This window comes from Pseudoalteromonas translucida KMM 520 (genome assembly GCF_001465295.1).
GTDB lineage: Bacteria > Pseudomonadota > Gammaproteobacteria > Enterobacterales > Alteromonadaceae > Pseudoalteromonas > Pseudoalteromonas translucida.
The window spans coordinates 3,141,258-3,163,683 of the sequence record NZ_CP011034.1 but is presented as its reverse complement, the minus strand read 5'-3'; the positions used below and the strand labels follow the sequence as shown (position 1 = coordinate 3,163,683).

13 protein-coding genes, 2 tRNA genes and 5 rRNA genes are annotated in these 22,426 nt (G+C 43.1%); 11 read left to right on the top strand and 9 right to left on the bottom strand.

Annotation, left to right across the window (positions count from 1 at the left end; genetic code table 11):
* The first annotated feature begins 194 nt into the window (after positions 1-194).
* Both PTRA_RS14570 and rrf (PTRA_RS14565) read left to right on the top strand, forming a co-directional pair.
* A 23S ribosomal RNA gene (locus PTRA_RS14570) occupies positions 195-3,083 on the top strand.
* A gap of 147 nt (positions 3,084-3,230) precedes the next feature.
* Positions 3,231-3,345: ribosomal RNA gene (gene rrf / locus PTRA_RS14565) — 5S ribosomal RNA — on the top strand.
* 115 nt (positions 3,346-3,460) lie between these two features.
* Here the strand turns inward: rrf (PTRA_RS14565) and recG are convergent.
* From recG to asnC, 3 genes are read right to left on the bottom strand one after another with little or no spacing between them, the layout of a single operon-like run.
* The gene (gene recG / locus PTRA_RS14560; protein WP_058374323.1) at positions 3,461-5,542 is read right to left on the bottom strand and encodes an ATP-dependent DNA helicase RecG; all 2,082 of its coding nucleotides are present in this window, start codon (positions 5,540-5,542) and stop codon (positions 3,461-3,463) included.
* Between the two features lie 60 nt (positions 5,543-5,602).
* Complete coding sequence (trmH, locus tag PTRA_RS14555) at positions 5,603-6,289, bottom strand: tRNA (guanosine(18)-2'-O)-methyltransferase TrmH (protein ID WP_058374322.1); 687 nt, start codon at positions 6,287-6,289, stop codon at positions 5,603-5,605.
* 40 nt (positions 6,290-6,329) lie between these two features.
* Positions 6,330-6,788, bottom strand: coding sequence for a transcriptional regulator AsnC (gene asnC, locus PTRA_RS14550; RefSeq protein ID WP_058374321.1), 459 nt, complete (start codon positions 6,786-6,788; stop codon positions 6,330-6,332).
* Positions 6,789-6,979: 191 nt separating this feature from the next.
* On the opposite strand from asnC, the gene asnA reads away from it, so the two are divergent.
* Positions 6,980-7,975: an aspartate--ammonia ligase gene (gene asnA / locus PTRA_RS14545; protein ID WP_058374320.1), complete on the top strand. Its 996-nt coding sequence runs from the start codon at positions 6,980-6,982 to the stop codon at positions 7,973-7,975.
* A gap of 102 nt (positions 7,976-8,077) precedes the next feature.
* Here asnA and PTRA_RS14540 read toward each other — a convergent pair whose 3' ends face one another.
* The 6 genes from PTRA_RS14540 to PTRA_RS14515 all read right to left on the bottom strand — a co-directional run bounded on the left by PTRA_RS14540 (position 8,078) and on the right by PTRA_RS14515 (position 14,479).
* Complete coding sequence (locus PTRA_RS14540; RefSeq protein ID WP_058374319.1) at positions 8,078-9,685, bottom strand: DUF342 domain-containing protein; 1,608 nt, start codon at positions 9,683-9,685, stop codon at positions 8,078-8,080.
* Between the two features lie 153 nt (positions 9,686-9,838).
* Positions 9,839-10,231: a RidA family protein gene (locus tag PTRA_RS14535; protein ID WP_011329431.1), complete on the bottom strand. Its 393-nt coding sequence runs from the start codon at positions 10,229-10,231 to the stop codon at positions 9,839-9,841.
* 12 nt (positions 10,232-10,243) lie between these two features.
* Positions 10,244-12,352 (bottom strand): bifunctional GTP diphosphokinase/guanosine-3',5'-bis pyrophosphate 3'-pyrophosphohydrolase, encoded by a 2,109-nt coding sequence (gene spoT, locus PTRA_RS14530; protein ID WP_058374318.1) that lies wholly within the window; start codon positions 12,350-12,352, stop codon positions 10,244-10,246.
* Positions 12,353-12,480: 128 nt separating this feature from the next.
* Positions 12,481-12,756 (bottom strand): DNA-directed RNA polymerase subunit omega, encoded by a 276-nt coding sequence (rpoZ, locus tag PTRA_RS14525; RefSeq protein ID WP_011329429.1) that lies wholly within the window; start codon positions 12,754-12,756, stop codon positions 12,481-12,483.
* Positions 12,757-12,881: 125 nt separating this feature from the next.
* Positions 12,882-13,502 carry a guanylate kinase gene (gene gmk, locus PTRA_RS14520; protein ID WP_011329428.1) on the bottom strand — a complete coding sequence of 207 codons (621 nt, stop codon included), beginning with the start codon at positions 13,500-13,502 and terminating at the stop codon, positions 12,882-12,884.
* Between the two features lie 116 nt (positions 13,503-13,618).
* Positions 13,619-14,479, bottom strand: a complete 861-nt coding sequence (locus PTRA_RS14515; RefSeq protein ID WP_058374317.1) for a YicC/YloC family endoribonuclease — start codon at positions 14,477-14,479, stop codon at positions 13,619-13,621.
* Positions 14,480-14,642: 163 nt separating this feature from the next.
* Between PTRA_RS14515 and rph the strand changes: the two genes are divergently transcribed.
* The 8 genes from rph to rrf (PTRA_RS14470) all read left to right on the top strand — a co-directional run bounded on the left by rph (position 14,643) and on the right by rrf (PTRA_RS14470) (position 22,398).
* Positions 14,643-15,356 carry a ribonuclease PH gene (gene rph, locus PTRA_RS14510; protein WP_011329426.1) on the top strand — a complete coding sequence of 238 codons (714 nt, stop codon included), beginning with the start codon at positions 14,643-14,645 and terminating at the stop codon, positions 15,354-15,356.
* 19 nt (positions 15,357-15,375) lie between these two features.
* Entirely contained in the window at positions 15,376-16,020 is a 645-nt protein-coding gene (pyrE, locus tag PTRA_RS14505; RefSeq protein WP_058374316.1) for an orotate phosphoribosyltransferase, read from the top strand.
* A 55-nt stretch (positions 16,021-16,075) separates the two neighbouring features.
* Positions 16,076-16,456 (top strand): diacylglycerol kinase, encoded by a 381-nt coding sequence (locus PTRA_RS14500; RefSeq protein WP_058374315.1) that lies wholly within the window; start codon positions 16,076-16,078, stop codon positions 16,454-16,456.
* Between the two features lie 609 nt (positions 16,457-17,065).
* Positions 17,066-18,601 (top strand): 16S ribosomal RNA (locus tag PTRA_RS14490).
* A gap of 76 nt (positions 18,602-18,677) precedes the next feature.
* A tRNA-Ile gene (locus PTRA_RS14485) sits at positions 18,678-18,754 on the top strand.
* Between the two features lie 111 nt (positions 18,755-18,865).
* A tRNA-Ala gene (locus PTRA_RS14480) sits at positions 18,866-18,941 on the top strand.
* 306 nt (positions 18,942-19,247) lie between these two features.
* Positions 19,248-22,136, top strand: a 23S ribosomal RNA gene (locus tag PTRA_RS14475).
* A gap of 147 nt (positions 22,137-22,283) precedes the next feature.
* Positions 22,284-22,398: ribosomal RNA gene (gene rrf / locus PTRA_RS14470) — 5S ribosomal RNA — on the top strand.
* Together the 16S, 23S and 5S rRNA genes with 2 tRNA genes alongside form the textbook arrangement of a ribosomal RNA operon.
* Positions 22,399-22,426: the final 28 nt, after the last annotated feature.

Genomic DNA, 22,426 nt, shown 5'->3' with positions numbered 1-22,426 from the left:
CTGATAATAAAATTCTGATAGATACATTGTATTTATCAAGAGTTTTCAAAAGTAAAAAAAAGAATGGTAGCAGTACCATTCAGTGCCATTTAATTAACTCTTATGAGTTGATTGATTGGTATCTACTTTAGTATTCAATATTGACTTCTGGCGAAGTTAAACTGTCACACAACAAAGACCCGTTTGGGTTGTATGGTTAAGTGACTAAGCGTACACGGTGGATGCCTTGGCAGTTGGAGGCGATGAAGGACGTATTAACTTGCGATAAGCCTAGTCAAGCTAGTAAAAAGCACTTGAGACTAGGATTTCCGAATGGGGAAACCCACCTGCTTGCAGGTATCGTTAACTGAATACATAGGTTAACGAGGCGAACGCGGAGAACTGAAACATCTAAGTACCCGTAGGAAAAGAAATCAACCGAGATTCCGAAAGTAGCGGCGAGCGAAATCGGAACAGCCCTTAAGCTTATTATGTGTTAATGGAAGGCTGCTGGAAAGCACCACGATACAGGGTGATAGTCCCGTACATGAAAAGACATTTTAAGTGAAATCGAGTAGGTCGGAGCACGTGAAACTTTGACTGAATATAGGTGGACCATCATCTAAGGCTAAATACTCCCAACTGACCGATAGTGAACCAGTACCGTGAGGGAAAGGCGAAAAGAACCCCTGTGAGGGGAGTGAAATAGAACCTGAAACCGTGTACGTACAAGCAGTAGGAGCCCACGTGTTGGGTGACTGCGTACCTTTTGTATAATGGGTCAGCGACTTATATTTTGTAGCGAGGTTAACCGATTAGGGTAGCCGTAGGGAAACCGAGTCTTAACTGGGCGAATAGTTGCAAGGTATAGACCCGAAACCCGGTGATCTAGCCATGAGCAGGTTGAAGGTTGAGTAACATCAACTGGAGGACCGAACCCACTAACGTTGAAAAGTTAGGGGATGACTTGTGGTTAGGAGTGAAAGGCTAATCAAACCGGGAGATAGCTGGTTCTCCCCGAAATCTATTTAGGTAGAGCCTCGGACGAATACTTACGGGGGTAGAGCACTGTTAAGGCTAGGGGGTCATCCCGACTTACCAACCCTTTGCAAACTCCGAATACCGTAAAGTAATATCCGGGAGACACACGGCGGGTGCTAACGTCCGTCGTGAAGAGGGAAACAACCCAGACCGCCAGCTAAGGTCCCAAAGTCATAGTTAAGTGGGAAACGATGTGGAAAGGCCCAGACAGCCAGGAGGTTGGCTTAGAAGCAGCCATCCTTTAAAGAAAGCGTAATAGCTCACTGGTCGAGTCGGTCTGCGCGGAAGATGTAACGGGGCTAAACTATGCACCGAAGCTGCGGATTCATCTTAGGATGAGTGGTAGGGGAGCGTTCTGTAAGCCGTTGAAGGTGTACCGGGAGGTATGCTGGAGGTATCAGAAGTGCGAATGCTGACATGAGTAACGATAATGGGAGTGAAAAACTCCCACGCCGGAAGACCAAGGGTTCCTATCCCATGTTAATCAGGGTAGGGTAAGTCGACCCCTAAGGCGAGGCCGAAAGGCGTAGTCGATGGGAAACAGATTAATATTTCTGTACTCGATATAATTGCGATGGGGGGACGGAGCAGGCTAAGCAAGCATGGCGTTGGTAGTCCATGTGAAAGTGAGTAGGGCGTTTGTTTAGGTAAATCCGGACGAACATTAAACCTGAGACACGAGACGAGTCACTAAGGTGATGAAGTTGCTGATGCCATACTTCCAGGAAAAGCCTCTAAGCTTCAGATTATATGGAATCGTACCCCAAACCGACACAGGTGGTCAGGTAGAGAATACTAAGGCGCTTGAGAGAACTCGGGTGAAGGAACTAGGCAAAATCGTACCGTAACTTCGGGAGAAGGTACGCTCCTATCTGTGATGAGACTTGCTCTCTAAGCGGACGGGAGCCGCAGTGACCAGGTGGCTGGGACTGTTTATTAAAAACACAGCACTGTGCAAAATCGCAAGATGACGTATACGGTGTGACACCTGCCCGGTGCCGGAAGGTTAATTGATGGGGTTATCCTTAGGGAGAAGCTCTTGATCGAAGCCCCGGTAAACGGCGGCCGTAACTATAACGGTCCTAAGGTAGCGAAATTCCTTGTCGGGTAAGTTCCGACCTGCACGAATGGTGTAACCATGGCCACGCTGTCTCCACCCGAGACTCAGTGAAATTGAAATCGCAGTGAAGATGCTGTGTACCCGCGGCTAGACGGAAAGACCCCGTGAACCTTTACTACAGCTTGGCACTGAACATTGAACCTACATGTGTAGGATAGGTGGGAGACTTTGAAGATGAGACGCTAGTTTTGTTGGAGTCAACCTTGAAATACCACCCTTGTAGTTTTGATGTTCTAACGTTGGCCCCTGAATCGGGGTTACGGACAGTGCCTGGTGGGTAGTTTGACTGGGGCGGTCTCCTCCTAAAGAGTAACGGAGGAGCACGAAGGTTGGCTAAGTACGGTCGGACATCGTACGGTTAGTGTAATGGTAGAAGCCAGCTTAACTGCGAGACAGACACGTCGAGCAGGTACGAAAGTAGGTCATAGTGATCCGGTGGTTCTGAATGGAAGGGCCATCGCTCAACGGATAAAAGGTACTCCGGGGATAACAGGCTGATACCGCCCAAGAGTTCATATCGACGGCGGTGTTTGGCACCTCGATGTCGGCTCATCACATCCTGGGGCTGAAGTCGGTCCCAAGGGTATGGCTGTTCGCCATTTAAAGTGGTACGCGAGCTGGGTTTAGAACGTCGTGAGACAGTTCGGTCCCTATCTGCCGTGGGCGTTTGAGAATTGAGAGGGGTTGCTCCTAGTACGAGAGGACCGGAGTGAACGAACCGCTGGTGTTCGGGTTGTCATGCCAATGGCATTGCCCGGTAGCTACGTTCGGAACTGATAAGCGCTGAAAGCATCTAAGCGCGAAGCAGGCCTCGAGATGATTTCTCACTAGAGCTATAAGCTCTCTGAAGGGCCGTTGGAGACTACAACGTTGATAGGCAAGATGTGGAAGTGCTGTGAGGCATTAAGCTAACTTGTACTAATTACCCGTGAGGCTTAACCATACAACGCCAAACGCGTTTTATGTGACAGTTCAAGCAAGAAGTTAATATAACTAAAGTAGATATTACTGAAGAACGACTTAAAAAATATTATCAGATATTTTCCAAATTCAGTTAATTTGTAGTAATACGAATTAACGCCCTAATTTGCTTGGTAACAATAGCGTTTTGGACCCACCTGACCCCATGCCGAACTCAGTAGTGAAACGAAACAGCGCCGATGATAGTGTAGCATTTGCTATGTGAAAGTAGGACATTGCCAGGCTCCTAATTGTAGAAAGCCCGAATCTAACGATTCGGGCTTTTTTACGTCTGCAGAAAAGTAAAACTTAAGCTGGAAAGTACTAGGGATAATCTCGATATTGTGAAAGAGCGCAGTTTTAAGCTAGTGCGTAGTTAGATTTATTACCAAGCCATCTATTTATAAGCGCATCGACTTGTTTTGGGTGCTGTATTAGCATTTGCTGTGCTATTGGCCTGACTTGATTTAAAGTATGTTTGTCGCGGGTTAGATCGGCAATTTTAAATTCAGCTAAACCGGTTTGTTTAGTGCCGAGCACTTCACCCGGGCCGCGGATCTCTAAGTCTCGCTCGGCTATAACAAAACCATCGTTACTATCTCTTAACACGCCTAGGCGCTTTTGCGCTGTATGTGAGAGAGGTGCATGGTATAAAAGTACACAATGCGAAGCGGTAGCTCCACGCCCCACTCGACCACGTAGTTGGTGTAATTGTGCTAAACCTAAACGCTCAGGGTTTTCTATAATAATCAAACTGGCATTAGGTACATCTACTCCTACCTCAATGACTGTGGTTGCGACTAAAACATGAATATTACCAGCTTTAAACTCACTCATAATGGCTTGCTTTTCTGCAGCTTTCATTCGTCCATGTATAAGGCTTACGTTTAGCTCTGGTAAGGCTTCTTTTAATTGCAGCGCACTATCTTCGGCGGCTTGGCATTGCAGCACTTCTGATTCATCGATGAGCGTACATACCCAATAAACTTGCCTGCCTTGCTCATGGCAGGCTAATTTAACGCGCTTGATAATATCGCCTCGACGAGTGTCTGGTAATGCCACTGTTGTTATGGGTGTGCGACCCGGTGGTAATTCATCTATTACTGAGGTCTCTAAATCGGCATAAGCGGTCATTGCAAGTGTGCGAGGTATAGGTGTTGCTGTCATGACTAGTTGATGCGGGTAGCAGTCGCCAAAGCGGCCTTTTTCACGCAGTGATAATCGTTGATGAACACCAAAACGATGTTGTTCATCGATGATAATAAGCACGAGGTTATGAAACTTCACCTCGTCTTGAAATAGCGCATGGGTACCGACGATCATTTGCGCCTCACCGGAGGCTATCTTTTCAAGTGTAGTTACACGCTCTCTACCTTTAGTTTTACCGCCAAGCCAGGCAACTGTTATGCCTAATTGGTTAAACCAGTTATTAAAGTTAATCCCATGCTGCTCGGAGAGAATTTCGGTAGGAGCCATTAAAGCTACTTGAAAACCTTGTGCTATAGCAGTCAATGCACTTAATGCTGCTACTAATGTTTTACCTGAGCCAACATCGCCTTGTACTAAACGCATCATAGGATAGGGCTGTTGTAAATCACCTTTAATCTCGGCTACTACACGACTTTGTGCATTGGTTGGATCAAAAGGGAGTTGCGCTAAAAATTGGCTTTCTAGTGCGTTGTTAGAATCTAAGCTGACTGCTTTAACTTGTTGCCCTTGTTGGCGTATTTTTAACAAGCTGAGGTTTTGCGCTAGTAACTCTTCAAAAACGAGCCGCTGCTGAGCCGGATGGGTACCTTGTTCAAGTGCAATTACGTCTATGTCGTTAGGCGGGCGATGTAATAGTAGTAAGGCATCACTTAGCCCTAAATTAGAAGGTTGCCATTGCGCCGGAAGTAACTCTTCTACTGAATATTTTTGCAATAGATTAATAGCTTGATCGCTAAGTGCTCTAATTGATAATTGCTTTAAACCTTCTGTGGTTGAATAAACCGGAGTAAGCGTTGTCGCCGTAGGCTGCTCATTGGGTGTGTCGCTTATGCTATATTCCGGATGACTCATTTCAAAGCCTACACGGCCACGGCGAACTTCACCAAAACAACGTATTATTTTTCCTGCACTGAGGGCGTTTTTTTGTGCCGCGGTAAAATTAAAAAACCGTACTGTAAGTCTGCCGGTGCCATCGTTTATTTGGCAAACTAGCATGCGCCTTTTACCAAAAGTGATTTGGCTTGTTTCAATTGTTGCTTCCACGCTTACATGGCTGTGCAATGAAAGCTCGTTTATAGTATAAAGCCGGGTGCGGTCTTCATAGCGAAGAGGTAAATGAAACAGCATGTCTTGTACTGTAGAAATACCTAGCTTTAACAATCGCTCGGCCATTTTAGGGCCAACGCCTTTGAGTTCTGTTATTGGGTATTGGCTTAAGCTAGGTTTAGACAAGGTGGGCTCAAATCTTATTATTTGTAAGTGAGTTAAGTGTACTTATAGTGCGACGTGGCATCAAGCATGTTTTAAAGCTTGCCAAAACTGTTCATCAGCCACTATTTCACCGTGCTCATCGAGTGGTGGGTAGGGAAGCCTTTTTAGCTTACATTGCCGAGCAATAATAGGATGACACCCTTCAAAAAAAATGGGATGTTTAATTTCATCACTCAACATATTGCGATTATAAAGCCCTGCAAGTTCGCGCTGACGTTGTGCTTCAAAGAGTATTAATGCAGCAGCAACGGATACATTAAGTGATTGCACCATCCCTTGCATGGGTATAATAATGTTTTGATCAGCGTATTTTAAAGCTTGCTCTGAGATCCCCGTTTTTTCTTGGCCAACAATAATGGCGGTTGGCTTGGTGTAGTCTATTTCTCTAAAATCAACGGCATCGGTTGATAAGTGAGTTGCGAGTATTTGTATATCGGGATTACGAGCACGCATGGCTGTTGCCGCATCGTTAATATTTTTATGTAAATGTGTTTCCAGCCAGTTTTTACTACCACCAGAGGTATTATTAGTAAGCCATTTTTGATTTTCTGGCCATACGGCATGCACATGATGACAACCTACGGCGTCTGCACTTCTTACGATAGCGGAAAGGTTATGGTGTTTATGCACGTCCTCTAAACACACTGTTAGGTCAGTTTGTCGGCGCGAAAGTACGTCTGCGATTCTTTGATAGCGAGTTTGCTGCATGATTATCCTCTTTTTCAGTAATTATACGAGATTTTTAGTGTTAAGGCATTACTGTGCGGCTAATTGGGTTTTGTAGCGATATAAGAGTTTCTGTTGATTGAATAGCTTCAATTGCTTGTATTTTATTTATCAGTACATCTTGCAGATGATCGATTGAGCGAGTCATTACTTTGATAAAAATACTGTAGTTACCAGTGGTGTAATAAGCTTCAACAACTTCCTCTAGTGCTTCGAGTTTAATTAGAGTTTGCGGATAATCGCGGGCACTATTTAAGTTAATTCCAATAAAACAGCACACATCATAGCCCAGTTGCTTGGTGCTAATAGTTAATTGAGTTCCTGTGATGATCCCCGCTTGCTTCATTTTTTCAATACGAACATGAATTGTGCCGGCACTTACATTAAAACGTTTTGCTAATTCTGCGTAGGGTGTGCGTGCATTGGCCATTAATGCATGCAGAATCTGTTTATCGAGATTATCGATTTGATAATATTCCATTACTTTTACACTCTTTGATTGTTGAATCTTAATCTTTTATAGCATTTAATTGATGGTTTTAATACGTTAAAGCTATTTTTATTGTTGGTTATTGAATTAAATAATTAAATTGTTACGATAACCATATTGAAGCGTTATTTAAGACGCAATGAGTTACGAAAGTACAATAACTGGGAATGAGGCCAATTATTATGAGTTCACTTTATGTGCAGCAGCAGCAGCAAATAAGTCAAGTTAAGCATTTTTTTTCACAGCAACTAGAGCAGCAATTAGGATTAATAGAAGTACAAGCTCCTATACTTGCTCGAGTGGGCGATGGCACTCAAGACAACTTAAGTGGCCATGAAAATGCGGTAGCTGTAAATATAAAAGCTATTCCAGATAGCCGTTACGAAGTAGTGCACTCACTTGCAAAGTGGAAACGTAAAACATTAGGAGATCATAGCTTTTCTCATGGTGAAGGCATTTATACACAAATGAAGGCGTTACGCCCAGATGAAGACTCGTTGAGTCCTATTCACTCAGTATATGTTGATCAATGGGATTGGGAAAAGGTGATCTGCCAAGATAGCGAGCGCACACTAACTACACTTAAAAAAACAGTTGAAGCAATCTATACCGGTATTAAAAAAACGGAACAATTTGTTAGCGATAAATTTGGTATTACACCATTTTTGCCAAGCAGTATTACATTTGTACATAGCGAAGAGGTGCGAGAAATGTACCCAAATTTTAGTGCTAAGCAACGAGAAAAAGCGATTGCACAAGAGTACGGGGCGGTATTTTTAATTGGCATTGGTGGTAAATTGAGTGATGGTAAAATTCATGATGTAAGAGCACCAGACTACGATGACTGGTCAACGCCAACCTGTGACAAATACGCAGGATTAAATGGTGATATTTTAGTGTGGAACCCATTATTAGAAGACGCATTTGAGCTATCTTCAATGGGGATCCGCGTTAGTCCAGATGTGTTGCAAAAACAATTAAGTATGACGAGTGACGAAGACCGTTTAGAGTTTGATTGGCATAAGGCATTAATACAAAATAAATTTCCGCAAACAATTGGTGGCGGTATTGGTCAATCTCGTCTTGTTATGTTGTTATTACAAAAACCACATATTGGCCAAGTACAAGTGAGTGCATGGCCGCAGCACACTCATGCTGCATTCGATGGCTTGTTATAAATAATAAAGCCAATTAGCATAACTGCTTGGGTAATTTAACAAATTTAAATAGCCCCTTAGTTAAGTAGGTTGATTTAATGAGTGCTTCAAAAGCACTCATTTTTAATGTGTTTTAAATTCTACCTCAATTTTATTATTTTGTAGCTTTACACTACACGGAGGATAAGTGCGCGTTGTTTTGAGTACTTTATCAAAAATATGTATCACTACCCCTGAATGTAAAACACTGTTAACTGCTAAATTGGCATTATTCAATAAATCATGTAAATTATTTTCTAAATTTGATAAACGCTTTTCTAACTGCTCGGCTTGTTGGCAGTAATGCTGTTGAGTTGCGCCAATTTTTCCAATAAGTATATTCTTTTTTTCTATATCCTTAAGTAAATCGGCTTTTTCTAATGCGGCTTGTAAGGTATCAAGTTGTTTATCGGTATTTGCCAAGTCTTGAAAGCAATTATCGGTATCAGCAGTAATTTCGGCCCCTGATGCAGCTAAGTTAATGACCATTTTTGCCCCCGACTCATTGCCTATTTCCCCAGCAATAAGGGTTGTTGCATTGAGCACTTCTCCGCCAAATATCCTACCCTTGGGGGGCTCTGCTTGACCAACCTGCAGTACATTAACAGCCTTTATTGAGCAGTGACTTGCTTGGCGTTCAATGATTATATTAGTTGCTTCAAGGTAGCTATATTGTGCGTGTGAAATATAGATGTCACCTTTACAGTTGAGTGTGCAAGAGAGTGATTTATCTTCAGGTTTATAATAGCCAATAATGCCTTGTTTTACGGTAATGTTACCATCGGCTGTTAACTGTGCAGACTCAACAGTACCAAAAATAGTAATATCACCTTTAGCCTTTACTCGCATACCTGGCTCAATGTTGCCACTAACAATAACACTGCCATTAAAATCAATATGACCACTTTTTACTGTAACTTCCGATATGGTAAAAATATCATCAACACGCATGCCATTATTTATTTCAACCGGTACACCAGCAATAGTAGAGACAAGTTCAAGTGGGTTAGATTTTGATATTTCAGTGCCTTCACCAGAAACTAAAGAAAGTATCTCGCCTGATTTAGCTGGGAGTAAGTCGCCAAGTACATTAAACCCTTCTTTACCTGGCGTGGCTGGTTGCTGGCGAATAAGTGTTTCGCCTGGGCTTACACTGGCTAATTTACCAAAGTCGCGCATATCAACACTGCCATCGTCTTTTAGTTTTGGTGTTTTTAGACGATCTTTAAGTGTTTTTACTAAAGTATTAAATTTAGTATCTTGGCCATCAATAGGTAATCTACCTTTAGCCAAAATACCTTTAGTTGAGCTTCCGGCAGGCATTTCAAATTGTTTTTGCAGGAGTTTTTCTAAAAAAGCTTGTTTATAGCCTCTTGCTACTCGCGCTTTTACCAGCTGCATTTTTGCATCATCTAAACTAAGAGCATTACCGCCTTGAGCCAGTGTTAATTCGCCAATAGCGAGCATTTTGTCATCACTAATAGTCACGCTTAATGTTGCATCGTGCTTAGTTGCTACTACTAAAATAGGCTCAGGGTTTTTACTTTTAAAAAAGTTATTAATAGAGTCATAATCTATTTTACAATCACAAAAATTCGATTCTTCAAGTGCTTCAATTATAAAAGCGGCAGAAGGAGGCGAGTGCTTACCGATATCAAGTAACACATTTCCATTATGAGCAAGCTTAAACACTAGTTAATCCTTTTTACTATCAAAGTTAAGTTTGTTTATGTGACAGAATAATAGAGTGCTAGAAATTTACTTTTGAGTCAAGAATTGAGGATAATAATGCGCAGGAAGTAGCAAAATAAGAGCTATAGTTTTGGCTATAGCTCTTAGAGTAAGTTAGTTAGTTGAAGGTAACTCCATAATTCCATCAATTTCAACTTGTACATTTTTAGGCAAAGCTCTTACACCAATGGCTGCACGGGCAGGATATGGTTTTTTAAAGTATTGGCTCATTACTTCGTTAACTATTGCAAAGTTAGATAAGTCGGTAAGGTAAATATTCACTTTTACTAAGTCTTGAATTTGACCACCGGCTTCTTCACATACCGCAGCAATATTTTTAAATACTTGGTGTGTTTGCTGCGCAAAGTCTTCTGATATGACTTCCATCGTCTCAGGTACTAAGGGTATTTGACCAGATAAATAAACAGCAGTGCCTACTTTAACTGCTTGGCTATAAGTGCCAATTGCAGCAGGTGCTTTGTCGGTAGAGATAAATGCTTTATTCATGTGTTTCCTATTTTACTTTTTACGATAGACTTTTTGCACATCAGGCATCACACGAATGCGGCGCATAATATTAGCAACATGGATACGGTTTTTAACGGTAATCCCTAAATCTATCACGTATAAATTACTTTCTTTTTCATCGGTGGCAATTTCTACAATATTAGCTTGTGTTGTTGCAACCACATTAGTTAACTTAGCGAGTGCACCTTGGTGGTTAATAATTTCAACACGTAAAGCCGCAATATATTCTTTTTCAGGGTTGTCATCCCATTTAACCACTAAGTATTTAGAGCGATCATTTTCCCACCCACGAATGTTTTTACATTCTTGGCGATGAACTGTTAGTCCTTTACCTTGGCTTATGTGGGCAGTAATAGCATCACCAGGAACAGGGCGGCAGCATTTAGAGTAGTTAACCAGCATGCCTTCAGTACCAATAATGGTTGCCTTAGCTTGCTTGGCAATATTGGCTACATCACTATCCTCGTTTTGCAATAAGCGTTTTGCAATTAGCATACTCATTAAATTGCCAGAACCAATCTCAACTAATAGTGCCTGTACTGTAGTGAGCTCATGCTCTTTAAGTACTCTGTCGATATTTTCTTGGGCAATGCTGTCGAGTTTACTTTCACCCAATGCAGAGTCGAGTAAACGTCGGCCTAAAAGGAGTGCTTCTTCGTGATGCTGACTTTTAAGGTAATTACGAACCCCTAAGCGCGCTTTACCTGTAACAATAAAGTTTAGCCAAGTTGCATTAGGGTGAGCACCAGAGCTAGTAATTATTTCTATCGTTTGCCCTGTATCAATTGGTTTACTTAACGGGTAAGGTTTGCGATTAACACGTGCGCCAACACAAGTATGGCCCACGTCAGTATGTACTGCATAAGCAAAATCGACCGCTGTTGCCCCCATAGGTAGCTCAATAATACGACCATCGGGTGTAAATACGTAAATTTCTTCAGGGAATAATTCAGTTTTTACGTTTTCAACAAATTCAAACGACGAGCCAGCGCTTTGCTGTAACTCTAACAAGCTTTGCATCCACTGGCGTGCACGTTGCTGTGCAGTACTTCCAGCACCACCATCATTTGCTTTTTTATACATCCAATGTGCAGCAACCCCTTTGTCTGCCATATGATCCATGTCATGGGTACGGATCTGAATTTCAACCGGAATCCCATGGGGACCCACTAAAGAGGTATGTAAAGACTGGTAGCCATTGGTTTTTGGCACGGCAATATAATCTTTAAAGCGTGTTTCAATTGGTTTATATAAGTTATGTGCTACGCCTAAAACGCGATAACAGATATCCATAGATTCAACCGCTATTCTAAACGCATAAATATCCATTACTTCATTAAATAACAGCTCTTTATTAAGCATTTTTTTATAAATACTATAAATATGCTTTTCGCGGCCAGACACAGTTGCTTTTATTCCTGATTGCTCAAGACGCATTTCTATTTCGTTTTGAATGTTAGAAATAACTTCCTTGCGATTACCTCGCGCTTTAGCAACTTCAGATTTAAGTGCACGATGACGCATCGGATATAAAGCCTGAAAACCTAAATCTTCTAGCTCATTTTTAATATCATGAATACCTAAACGATTGGCAATTGGTGCATAAATTTCTAATGTTTCGCGGGCAATACGGCGACGCTTATCAGGGCGAAGTGAGCCTAATGTGCGCATATTGTGCGTACGGTCGGCAAGCTTGATTAAAATAACCCGAATATCTTGGGTCATTGCCATAATCATTTTGCGGTAATTCTCAGCTTGGAATTCTTTTTTATCTTTAAAGCTAAGTTTATCGAGCTTACTTACCCCTTCAACTAACTCAGCAACAGTATCACCAAAAATTTCAGCTAAGTCTTGCTGGCTAAAATTCGTATCTTCAATAACATCATGCATCAACGCAGCCATAAGTGTTTCATGGTCAAGATGCATACTTGCAAGAATTTGGCTTACTTCAACAGGGTGAGTAATGTAGGGCTCGCCACTTGAACGAGTTTGTCCTTCATGGGCCTCTCGGGCTACCACATAGGCTTTTTGCACCAGCTCAACGTCGGCGGCTGGCAAGTATTCTGAAATTTTCTTTTTAAGACCTTCAAAAAGATACATTCACACTCCAATGTTCTTGTGAAGCAAATAGGAAACGGTAAGTTAAGAATATACGATGAAAAGACAGGATTGCCAACGGCTAGTGAAGAAATACTGCGCCGTTGGCTAAAATCAGACCGGGAGGTCGATTATTGGTTGCCACCAACAATAGCAGCAACAGCAGCTAGTTCAGCTGCTTCTTGATGTTGTTGCTCTTCACGATCAATAACGTCCATTGATGAGCTATCTACCAAACCTAATTCAATTTCACGTAAAGCAATTACCGTAGGCTTATCGTTTTCAGGGTCTACTAGTGGTCTTTTACCACCAACAGCAATTTGACGGGCACGACGGGCCGCAACTAAAATTAAGTCAAAACGATTACCAATTGCATCTACTGCATCTTCAACTGTTACGCGGGCCATCTCAGCACTCCAAAATAATTTAAAAGCAAAGGCGTAGTTTACTGCAAGCAGCCTGTTTCGCCAATAGCCAGTGGTTAATTTTTATCTGTTTTACTTGCTTAATAGCAATATAAGCAAAGCTTACATTATTTAAGTAAGCTATTTAGTAAGCTTTGATGACGAACGCTTTGCATTTTTAATGTTAAACGCTGCGCCATAACAATTGTTTCTATGTCGGTTAGTGCAGTATCAAAGTCATCATTAACAATTACAAAGTCGTATTCGTTGTAATGTGATGTTTCTGATTGCGCTTGTGCCATACGCCCAGCAATAATTTCTTGCGAGTCTTGGCCGCGGTTATTCAAACGTTGCTCTAGCTCTGCCTTTGAAGGCGGTAAAATAAAAATAGTTTGTACACTAGGCATAATTTTACGCACTTGCTGCGCACCTTGCCAATCAATATCTAAAAACACATCAATACCAGCATCTAATTGCGACTCAATAGCTTGTTTTGATGTGCCATAGTAGTTATCAAACACTTGCGCCCATTCAAAAAAGTCATCTTTAGTTATGAGTGCTTTAAATTCATCGGTTGATACAAAATGGTAATGCACACCATTTTCTTCACCAGGGCGTTTAGCGCGAGTCGTGTGTGATACAGATACCTTCATATCAGTATGCTTTTTCAATAACGCATTAATTAAGCTTGATTTACCAGCCCCCGATGGTGCCGATAAAATAAATAAGTTTCCGCGAGTTTGAGCCATGTTTTTCTCTATCTAAAATAAATAGGCTTGGGTTATGAATAAACCAAGCCTTTAATAACACTATTGTACTTTAATTAACTCTTAGTGCTCAAGTTTAAGGCTTGAACGTTAAAGTATTACTCAATATTCTGGATCTGCTCACGCATTTGTTCAATCAGTACTTTTAGCTCTACAGCGGCAGTAGTAATGTCACTATTGATAGACTTAGATGCTAATGTGTTTGCTTCGCGGTTAAACTCTTGCATCATAAAGTCTAAACGGCGACCACATGCTCCGCCTTTTGTAAGAATTTTTTTGGTTTCTTTAACATGCGACTTTAAGCGATCTAATTCTTCAGCCACATCTTGCTTTTGTGCTAAATAAATAAGCTCTTGTTCAAGGCGTGATTCGTCAATATTAGCTGTTAAGTCTTCGAGTTTTTGCGCTAACTTTTCGCGCTGCCATTTGGCAATTTCAGGCATGTGCGTTTCTACAATCTCTACTTGCTCTAAAATAGCTTCCAGGCGAGTAGCTATCATCTCTTGTAGGTTTTCACCTTCATCACCACGTGCAGATTTAAAATCTTCTACTACTTGGTCAAAGCCTGCAATAAGAGCAGTATTCACACTATCCATATCAAGCTCTTGTGCTTCCATAACACCAGGCCAGCGTAGTATATCAACTGGGTTAATGTCACCATCACTGTGTTGTTGTACCCACTTAGCACTATTTATTAGCTGCTCTGCAAGTGCTTCATTAATTGATAGCTCGCCAATATGCGCAGGGTTTGCTACAAACTTTAAGAAAACTTCAACTTTACCGCGTTGTAAATGTTTACGTAAGCGCTCACGAATTACTGGCTCCATGCCACGAAATTGCTCTGGTGCACGAATAAATGTTTCAAGGTAGCGCTGGTTCACTGAACGAACTTCCCAAGTGCCGGTGCCCCAATCGCCTTTTATTTCGCGACGCGCGTAAGCAGTCATACTGTGGATCATGGATAGTTTCCTAAAATTAATAAATACAATATTACAATGATTATACCGTAACACTGCTTAAGCTCTAGGGAAAATTTAATAGACTGAATATTTTACAATCAGCATGGCATCTACACCGACATGCACTTATAATGTCGCAAATTCTGAATTAAGGGGATCGTCAATGCGTCCAAGCGAAAGAACAGCTAACCAAATTAGACCTGTTACATTTACACGTAATTATACTTTGCATGCAGAAGGCTCAGTACTTGTTGAGTTTGGTAATACCAAGGTGCTTTGTACTGCCACAGTTGAATCGGGTGTACCTCGTTTTATGAAAGGCCAAGGTAAAGGTTGGATCAATGCAGAATACGGTATGTTACCGCGTGCAACGCACACTCGTAATGCCCGTGAAGCGGCGCGTGGAAAGCAGGGCGGTCGTACTATGGAAATTCAACGCTTAATTGCGCGTGCACTTCGTGCTGCTGTTGATTTAAAAGCACTTGGCGAAAACACGATTACTATTGATTGCGATGTTATTCAAGCTGATGGCGGAACACGTACCGCATCTATTAGTGGTGCCTGTGTTGCATTAGTTGACGCACTTACGCATATGCGCGCTAAAGGGATGATTAATTCAAACCCACTTAAATACATGATTGCAGCAATTTCGGTAGGCATCTATAAAGGCCAAGCCATAAGCGATCTAGAGTACATAGAAGATTCAGCAGCAGAAACCGATATGAATGTAATTTTGACCGAAACCGGCAAAATTATCGAAATTCAAGGAACAGCCGAAGGTGAACCGTTTTCGTTCGATGAACTTGATGAGTTACTTACATTAGCTAAGCACTCTATTCGTGAAATTATCGACGTACAAAAACAAGCATTAGCATAAACGCAAAGGATCACCGTACATGAAAGATTATCAAATAGAGTTTATTGAATTCGCTTTAGAAAAACAGGTATTAAAGTTTGGTGAATTTACTTTAAAGTCGGGCCGCACTAGCCCGTACTTTTTTAATGCTGGCTTATTTAATACAGGGCGTGATTTAGCACGCTTAGGCCGTTTTTACGCTGCAGCATTAGAAGACGCAGCCATTGAGTACGATGTATTATTTGGTCCTGCTTATAAAGGTATTCCTATTGCAACGACAACCGCTGTTGCTTTAGCAGATCATTACAATAAAGATGTACCTTATTGTTTTAATCGTAAAGAGAAAAAAGCACACGGTGAGGGTGGCACATTAGTAGGCTCTGAACTTAAAGGTAAAATCATGCTAGTAGATGATGTAATTACCGCCGGCACTGCTATTCGTGAGTCGATGGAAATAATTGCTGAGAATGGCGCAGACCTAAGCGGCGTTTTAATAGCATTAGATCGCCAAGAAAAAGGTAAAGCCGAGTTATCAGCGATTCAAGAAGTTGAACGCGACTTTAATACTAAAGTAATCTCTATTGTAAAATTAGCAGATCTTATTAGCTACCTTGAAGCTCAAGGTACGATGGACGAACATTTAGCTTCAGTTAAAGCTTACCGCGACCAATACGGTGTAGCGTAAATAAAAGCCTCGCAATGCGGGGCTTTATTTTGACCTTCATTCATAGGGTTTATTAATGAAAGATGTATTAAAACCAAATGGCCTCGGTCTCAAGCGTATTTTTAAAGCTAGTTATTGCTCGTACCTTGGCTTTAAAGCAGCATTTAAAGAAGAAGTTGCATTTAGACAAGAGCTACTCCTGTGCCTTATTTTATTACCAGTATCATTTTGGTTAGCATCGTCATTACTTCATTGGGCACTACTTGTTAGTTCGCTACTGATTATGCTTATAGTCGAATTACTAAACTCCGCAATTGAAGCCCTAACCGATCGGGTAAGCACAGAGCGGCATGTATTATCAGGTAGAGCCAAAGATATGGGATCTGCTGCAGTAACACTTGCATTGACGATCGTCGTGATCCTCTGGGGCATTAGCCTTTATATAAAGATCGTTTAACCATACTTTTAAAGTGAGAAGGTATAAAAACACCTTTAGTTGTTAATAGTTTGCTAGTTATGTTGTGTTTTTAACGTGTTTAGCTCAAATACTCAGCGAACAGCAGTTTATTTCAAGTTTTCTTTAAAAAACAGTTGATCTGTTTTCGGATCTCCCTATAATGCGACCCCACTGAGAAGGGAAACGCCAACGCATAGCGAGGCACGAACTACTTAGAGAGTTAAATAAAACTTCGGTTTTAAATTGTCGAAAGAAAGTTTAAAACAAAGTGTTGACTCGAAAAATAAAGGATGTATTATACGCATCCCTTGAGACGCTAAAGCGACTCAAAACGTTCTTTAACAATATAAAGCAATCATCTGTGTGGGCACTCGTACAGATTGAGTTCTAACAGCCAAACTGCTTACTCTTTATGGGTAATTAGCGAGGCAAACAAATTAGAGTCTCAATTGAAACTGAGTGACCATATGTTATTAAAAGATTCAGCCTTGAGCTGTTTTGATTTTACTTTTTTTAAAAGTGAAAATAATAACGCACAGTCAATTCGTTTTTGGCAACAAAAACAAAAAATTCAGAATTCATTGAGCTGTCGAAAGACATAAAACTTTTTAATTGAAGAGTTTGATCATGGCTCAGATTGAACGCTGGCGGCAGGCCTAACACATGCAAGTCGAGCGGTAACAGAGAGAAGCTTGCTTCTTTGCTGACGAGCGGCGGACGGGTGAGTAATGCTTGGGAACATGCCTTGAGGTGGGGGACAACAGTTGGAAACGACTGCTAATACCGCATAATGTCTACGGACCAAAGGGGGCTTCGGCTCTCGCCTTTAGATTGGCCCAAGTGGGATTAGCTAGTTGGTGAGGTAATGGCTCACCAAGGCGACGATCCCTAGCTGGTTTGAGAGGATGATCAGCCACACTGGGACTGAGACACGGCCCAGACTCCTACGGGAGGCAGCAGTGGGGAATATTGCACAATGGGCGCAAGCCTGATGCAGCCATGCCGCGTGTGTGAAGAAGGCCTTCGGGTTGTAAAGCACTTTCAGTCAGGAGGAAAGCGTGGTGGTTAATACCCATCATGTGTGACGTTACTGACAGAAGAAGCACCGGCTAACTCCGTGCCAGCAGCCGCGGTAATACGGAGGGTGCGAGCGTTAATCGGAATTACTGGGCGTAAAGCGTACGCAGGCGGTTTGTTAAGCGAGATGTGAAAGCCCCGGGCTCAACCTGGGAACTGCATTTCGAACTGGCAAACTAGAGTGTGATAGAGGGTGGTAGAATTTCAGGTGTAGCGGTGAAATGCGTAGAGATCTGAAGGAATACCGATGGCGAAGGCAGCCACCTGGGTCAACACTGACGCTCATGTACGAAAGCGTGGGGAGCAAACGGGATTAGATACCCCGGTAGTCCACGCCGTAAACGATGTCTACTAGAAGCTCGGAGCCTCGGTTCTGTTTTTCAAAGCTAACGCATTAAGTAGACCGCCTGGGGAGTACGGCCGCAAGGTTAAAACTCAAATGAATTGACGGGGGCCCGCACAAGCGGTGGAGCATGTGGTTTAATTCGATGCAACGCGAAGAACCTTACCTACACTTGACATACAGAGAACTTACCAGAGATGGTTTGGTGCCTTCGGGAACTCTGATACAGGTGCTGCATGGCTGTCGTCAGCTCGTGTTGTGAGATGTTGGGTTAAGTCCCGCAACGAGCGCAACCCCTATCCTTAGTTGCTAGCAGGTAATGCTGAGAACTCTAAGGAGACTGCCGGTGATAAACCGGAGGAAGGTGGGGACGACGTCAAGTCATCATGGCCCTTACGTGTAGGGCTACACACGTGCTACAATGGCGCATACAGAGTGCTGCGAACCTGCGAAGGTAAGCGAATCACTTAAAGTGCGTCGTAGTCCGGATTGGAGTCTGCAACTCGACTCCATGAAGTCGGAATCGCTAGTAATCGCGTATCAGAATGACGCGGTGAATACGTTCCCGGGCCTTGTACACACCGCCCGTCACACCATGGGAGTGGGTTGCTCCAGAAGTAGATAGTCTAACCCTCGGGAGGACGTTTACCACGGAGTGATTCATGACTGGGGTGAAGTCGTAACAAGGTAGCCCTAGGGGAACCTGGGGCTGGATCACCTCCTTATACGATTTAGAACTTATTTGTTCGTAGTGTCCACACAGATGATTGTTAATTGTAAAGAGAACAACACTTATTGTTTGGGTCTGTAGCTCAGCTGGTTAGAGCGCACCCCTGATAAGGGTGAGGTCGGTAGTTCAAATCTACTCAGACCCACCACTTTACTCCCATACATCGTTATGGAATATCTCGTTTAGTAAACTAAACGTCGATTTCCCACGCCTTGCCTGGAAGCAAAGTCGGTATACAAACAGTAAGACCAGCATATGTGGGGCTATAGCTCAGCTGGGAGAGCGCCTGCCTTGCACGCAGGAGGTCAGCAGTTCGATCCTGCTTAGCTCCACCACTTTACTTCTTAAAAATAAATATTCTTTATCGGGTCATAAACGACCTGAGAATGAAGTGTGTTTAATTTTGAGAAGTTTTTATTTCTCTTGCTCTTTAAAAATTTGGAAAAGCTGATAATAAAATTCTGATAGATACATTGTATTTATCAAGAGTTTTCAAAAGTAAAAAAAAGAATGGTAGCAGTACCATTCAGTGCCATTTAGTTAACTCTTATGAGTTGATTGATTGGTATCTACTTTAGTATTCAATATTGACTTCTGGCGAAGTTAAACTGTCACACAACAAAGACCCGTTTGGGTTGTATGGTTAAGTGACTAAGCGTACACGGTGGATGCCTTGGCAGTTGGAGGCGATGAAGGACGTATTAACTTGCGATAAGCCTAGTCAAGCTAGTAAAAAGCACTTGAGACTAGGATTTCCGAATGGGGAAACCCACCTGCTTGCAGGTATCGTTAACTGAATACATAGGTTAACGAGGCGAACGCGGAGAACTGAAACATCTAAGTACCCGTAGGAAAAGAAATCAACCGAGATTCCGAAAGTAGCGGCGAGCGAAATCGGAACAGCCCTTAAGCTTATTATGTGTTAATGGAAGGCTGCTGGAAAGCGCCACGATACAGGGTGATAGTCCCGTACATGAAAAGACATTTTAAGTGAAATCGAGTAGGTCGGAGCACGTGAAACTTTGACTGAATATAGGTGGACCATCATCTAAGGCTAAATACTCCCAACTGACCGATAGTGAACCAGTACCGTGAGGGAAAGGCGAAAAGAACCCCTGTGAGGGGAGTGAAATAGAACCTGAAACCGTGTACGTACAAGCAGTAGGAGCCCACTTGTTGGGTGACTGCGTACCTTTTGTATAATGGGTCAGCGACTTATATTTTGTAGCGAGGTTAACCGATTAGGGTAGCCGTAGGGAAACCGAGTCTTAACTGGGCGAATAGTTGCAAGGTATAGACCCGAAACCCGGTGATCTAGCCATGAGCAGGTTGAAGGTTGAGTAACATCAACTGGAGGACCGAACCCACTAACGTTGAAAAGTTAGGGGATGACTTGTGGTTAGGAGTGAAAGGCTAATCAAACCGGGAGATAGCTGGTTCTCCCCGAAATCTATTTAGGTAGAGCCTCGGACGAATACTTACGGGGGTAGAGCACTGTTAAGGCTAGGGGGTCATCCCGACTTACCAACCCTTTGCAAACTCCGAATACCGTAAAGTAATATCCGGGAGACACACGGCGGGTGCTAACGTCCGTCGTGAAGAGGGAAACAACCCAGACCGCCAGCTAAGGTCCCAAAGTCATAGTTAAGTGGGAAACGATGTGGAAAGGCCCAGACAGCCAGGAGGTTGGCTTAGAAGCAGCCATCCTTTAAAGAAAGCGTAATAGCTCACTGGTCGAGTCGGTCTGCGCGGAAGATGTAACGGGGCTAAACTATGCACCGAAGCTGCGGATTCATCTTAGGATGAGTGGTAGGGGAGCGTTCTGTAAGCCGTTGAAGGTGTACCGGGAGGTATGCTGGAGGTATCAGAAGTGCGAATGCTGACATGAGTAACGATAATGGGAGTGAAAAACTCCCACGCCGGAAGACCAAGGGTTCCTATCCCATGTTAATCAGGGTAGGGTAAGTCGACCCCTAAGGCGAGGCCGAAAGGCGTAGTCGATGGGAAACAGATTAATATTTCTGTACTCGATATAATTGCGATGGGGGGACGGAGCAGGCTAAGCAAGCATGGCGTTGGTAGTCCATGTGAAAGTGAGTAGGGCGTTTGTTTAGGTAAATCCGGACGAACATTAAACCTGAGACACGAGACGAGTCACTAAGGTGATGAAGTTGCTGATGCCATACTTCCAGGAAAAGCCTCTAAGCTTCAGATTATATGGAATCGTACCCCAAACCGACACAGGTGGTCAGGTAGAGAATACTAAGGCGCTTGAGAGAACTCGGGTGAAGGAACTAGGCAAAATCGTACCGTAACTTCGGGAGAAGGTACGCTCCTATCTGTGATGAGACTTGCTCTCTAAGCGGACGGGAGCCGCAGTGACCAGGTGGCTGGGACTGTTTATTAAAAACACAGCACTGTGCAAAATCGCAAGATGACGTATACGGTGTGACACCTGCCCGGTGCCGGAAGGTTAATTGATGGGGTTATCCTTAGGGAGAAGCTCTTGATCGAAGCCCCGGTAAACGGCGGCCGTAACTATAACGGTCCTAAGGTAGCGAAATTCCTTGTCGGGTAAGTTCCGACCTGCACGAATGGTGTAACCATGGCCACGCTGTCTCCACCCGAGACTCAGTGAAATTGAAATCGCAGTGAAGATGCTGTGTACCCGCGGCTAGACGGAAAGACCCCGTGAACCTTTACTACAGCTTGGCACTGAACATTGAACCTACATGTGTAGGATAGGTGGGAGACTTTGAAGCAGCGACGCTAGTTGTTGTGGAGTCAACCTTGAAATACCACCCTTGTAGTTTTGATGTTCTAACGTTGGCCCCTGAATCGGGGTTACGGACAGTGCCTGGTGGGTAGTTTGACTGGGGCGGTCTCCTCCTAAAGAGTAACGGAGGAGCACGAAGGTTGGCTAAGTACGGTCGGACATCGTACGGTTAGTGTAATGGTAGAAGCCAGCTTAACTGCGAGACAGACACGTCGAGCAGGTACGAAAGTAGGTCATAGTGATCCGGTGGTTCTGAATGGAAGGGCCATCGCTCAACGGATAAAAGGTACTCCGGGGATAACAGGCTGATACCGCCCAAGAGTTCATATCGACGGCGGTGTTTGGCACCTCGATGTCGGCTCATCACATCCTGGGGCTGAAGTCGGTCCCAAGGGTATGGCTGTTCGCCATTTAAAGTGGTACGCGAGCTGGGTTTAGAACGTCGTGAGACAGTTCGGTCCCTATCTGCCGTGGGCGTTTGAGAATTGAGAGGGGTTGCTCCTAGTACGAGAGGACCGGAGTGAACGAACCGCTGGTGTTCGGGTTGTCATGCCAATGGCATTGCCCGGTAGCTACGTTCGGAACTGATAAGCGCTGAAAGCATCTAAGCGCGAAGCAGGCCTCGAGATGATTTCTCACTAGAGCTATAAGCTCTCTGAAGGGCCGTTGGAGACTACAACGTTGATAGGCAAGATGTGGAAGTGCTGTGAGGCATTAAGCTAACTTGTACTAATTACCCGTGAGGCTTAACCATACAACGCCAAACGCGTTTTATGTGACAGTTCAAGCAAGAAGTTAATATAACTAAAGTAGATATTACTGAAGAACGACTTAAAAAATATTATCAGATATTTTCCAAATTCAGTTAATTTGTAGTAATACGAATTAACGTCCTAATTTGCTTGGTAACAATAGCGTTTTGGACCCACCTGATCCCATGCCGAACTCAGTAGTGAAACGAAACAGCGCCGATGATAGTGTAGCATTTGCTATGTGAAAGTAGGACATTGCCAGGCTCCTAATTGTAGAAAGCCCGAATCTAAC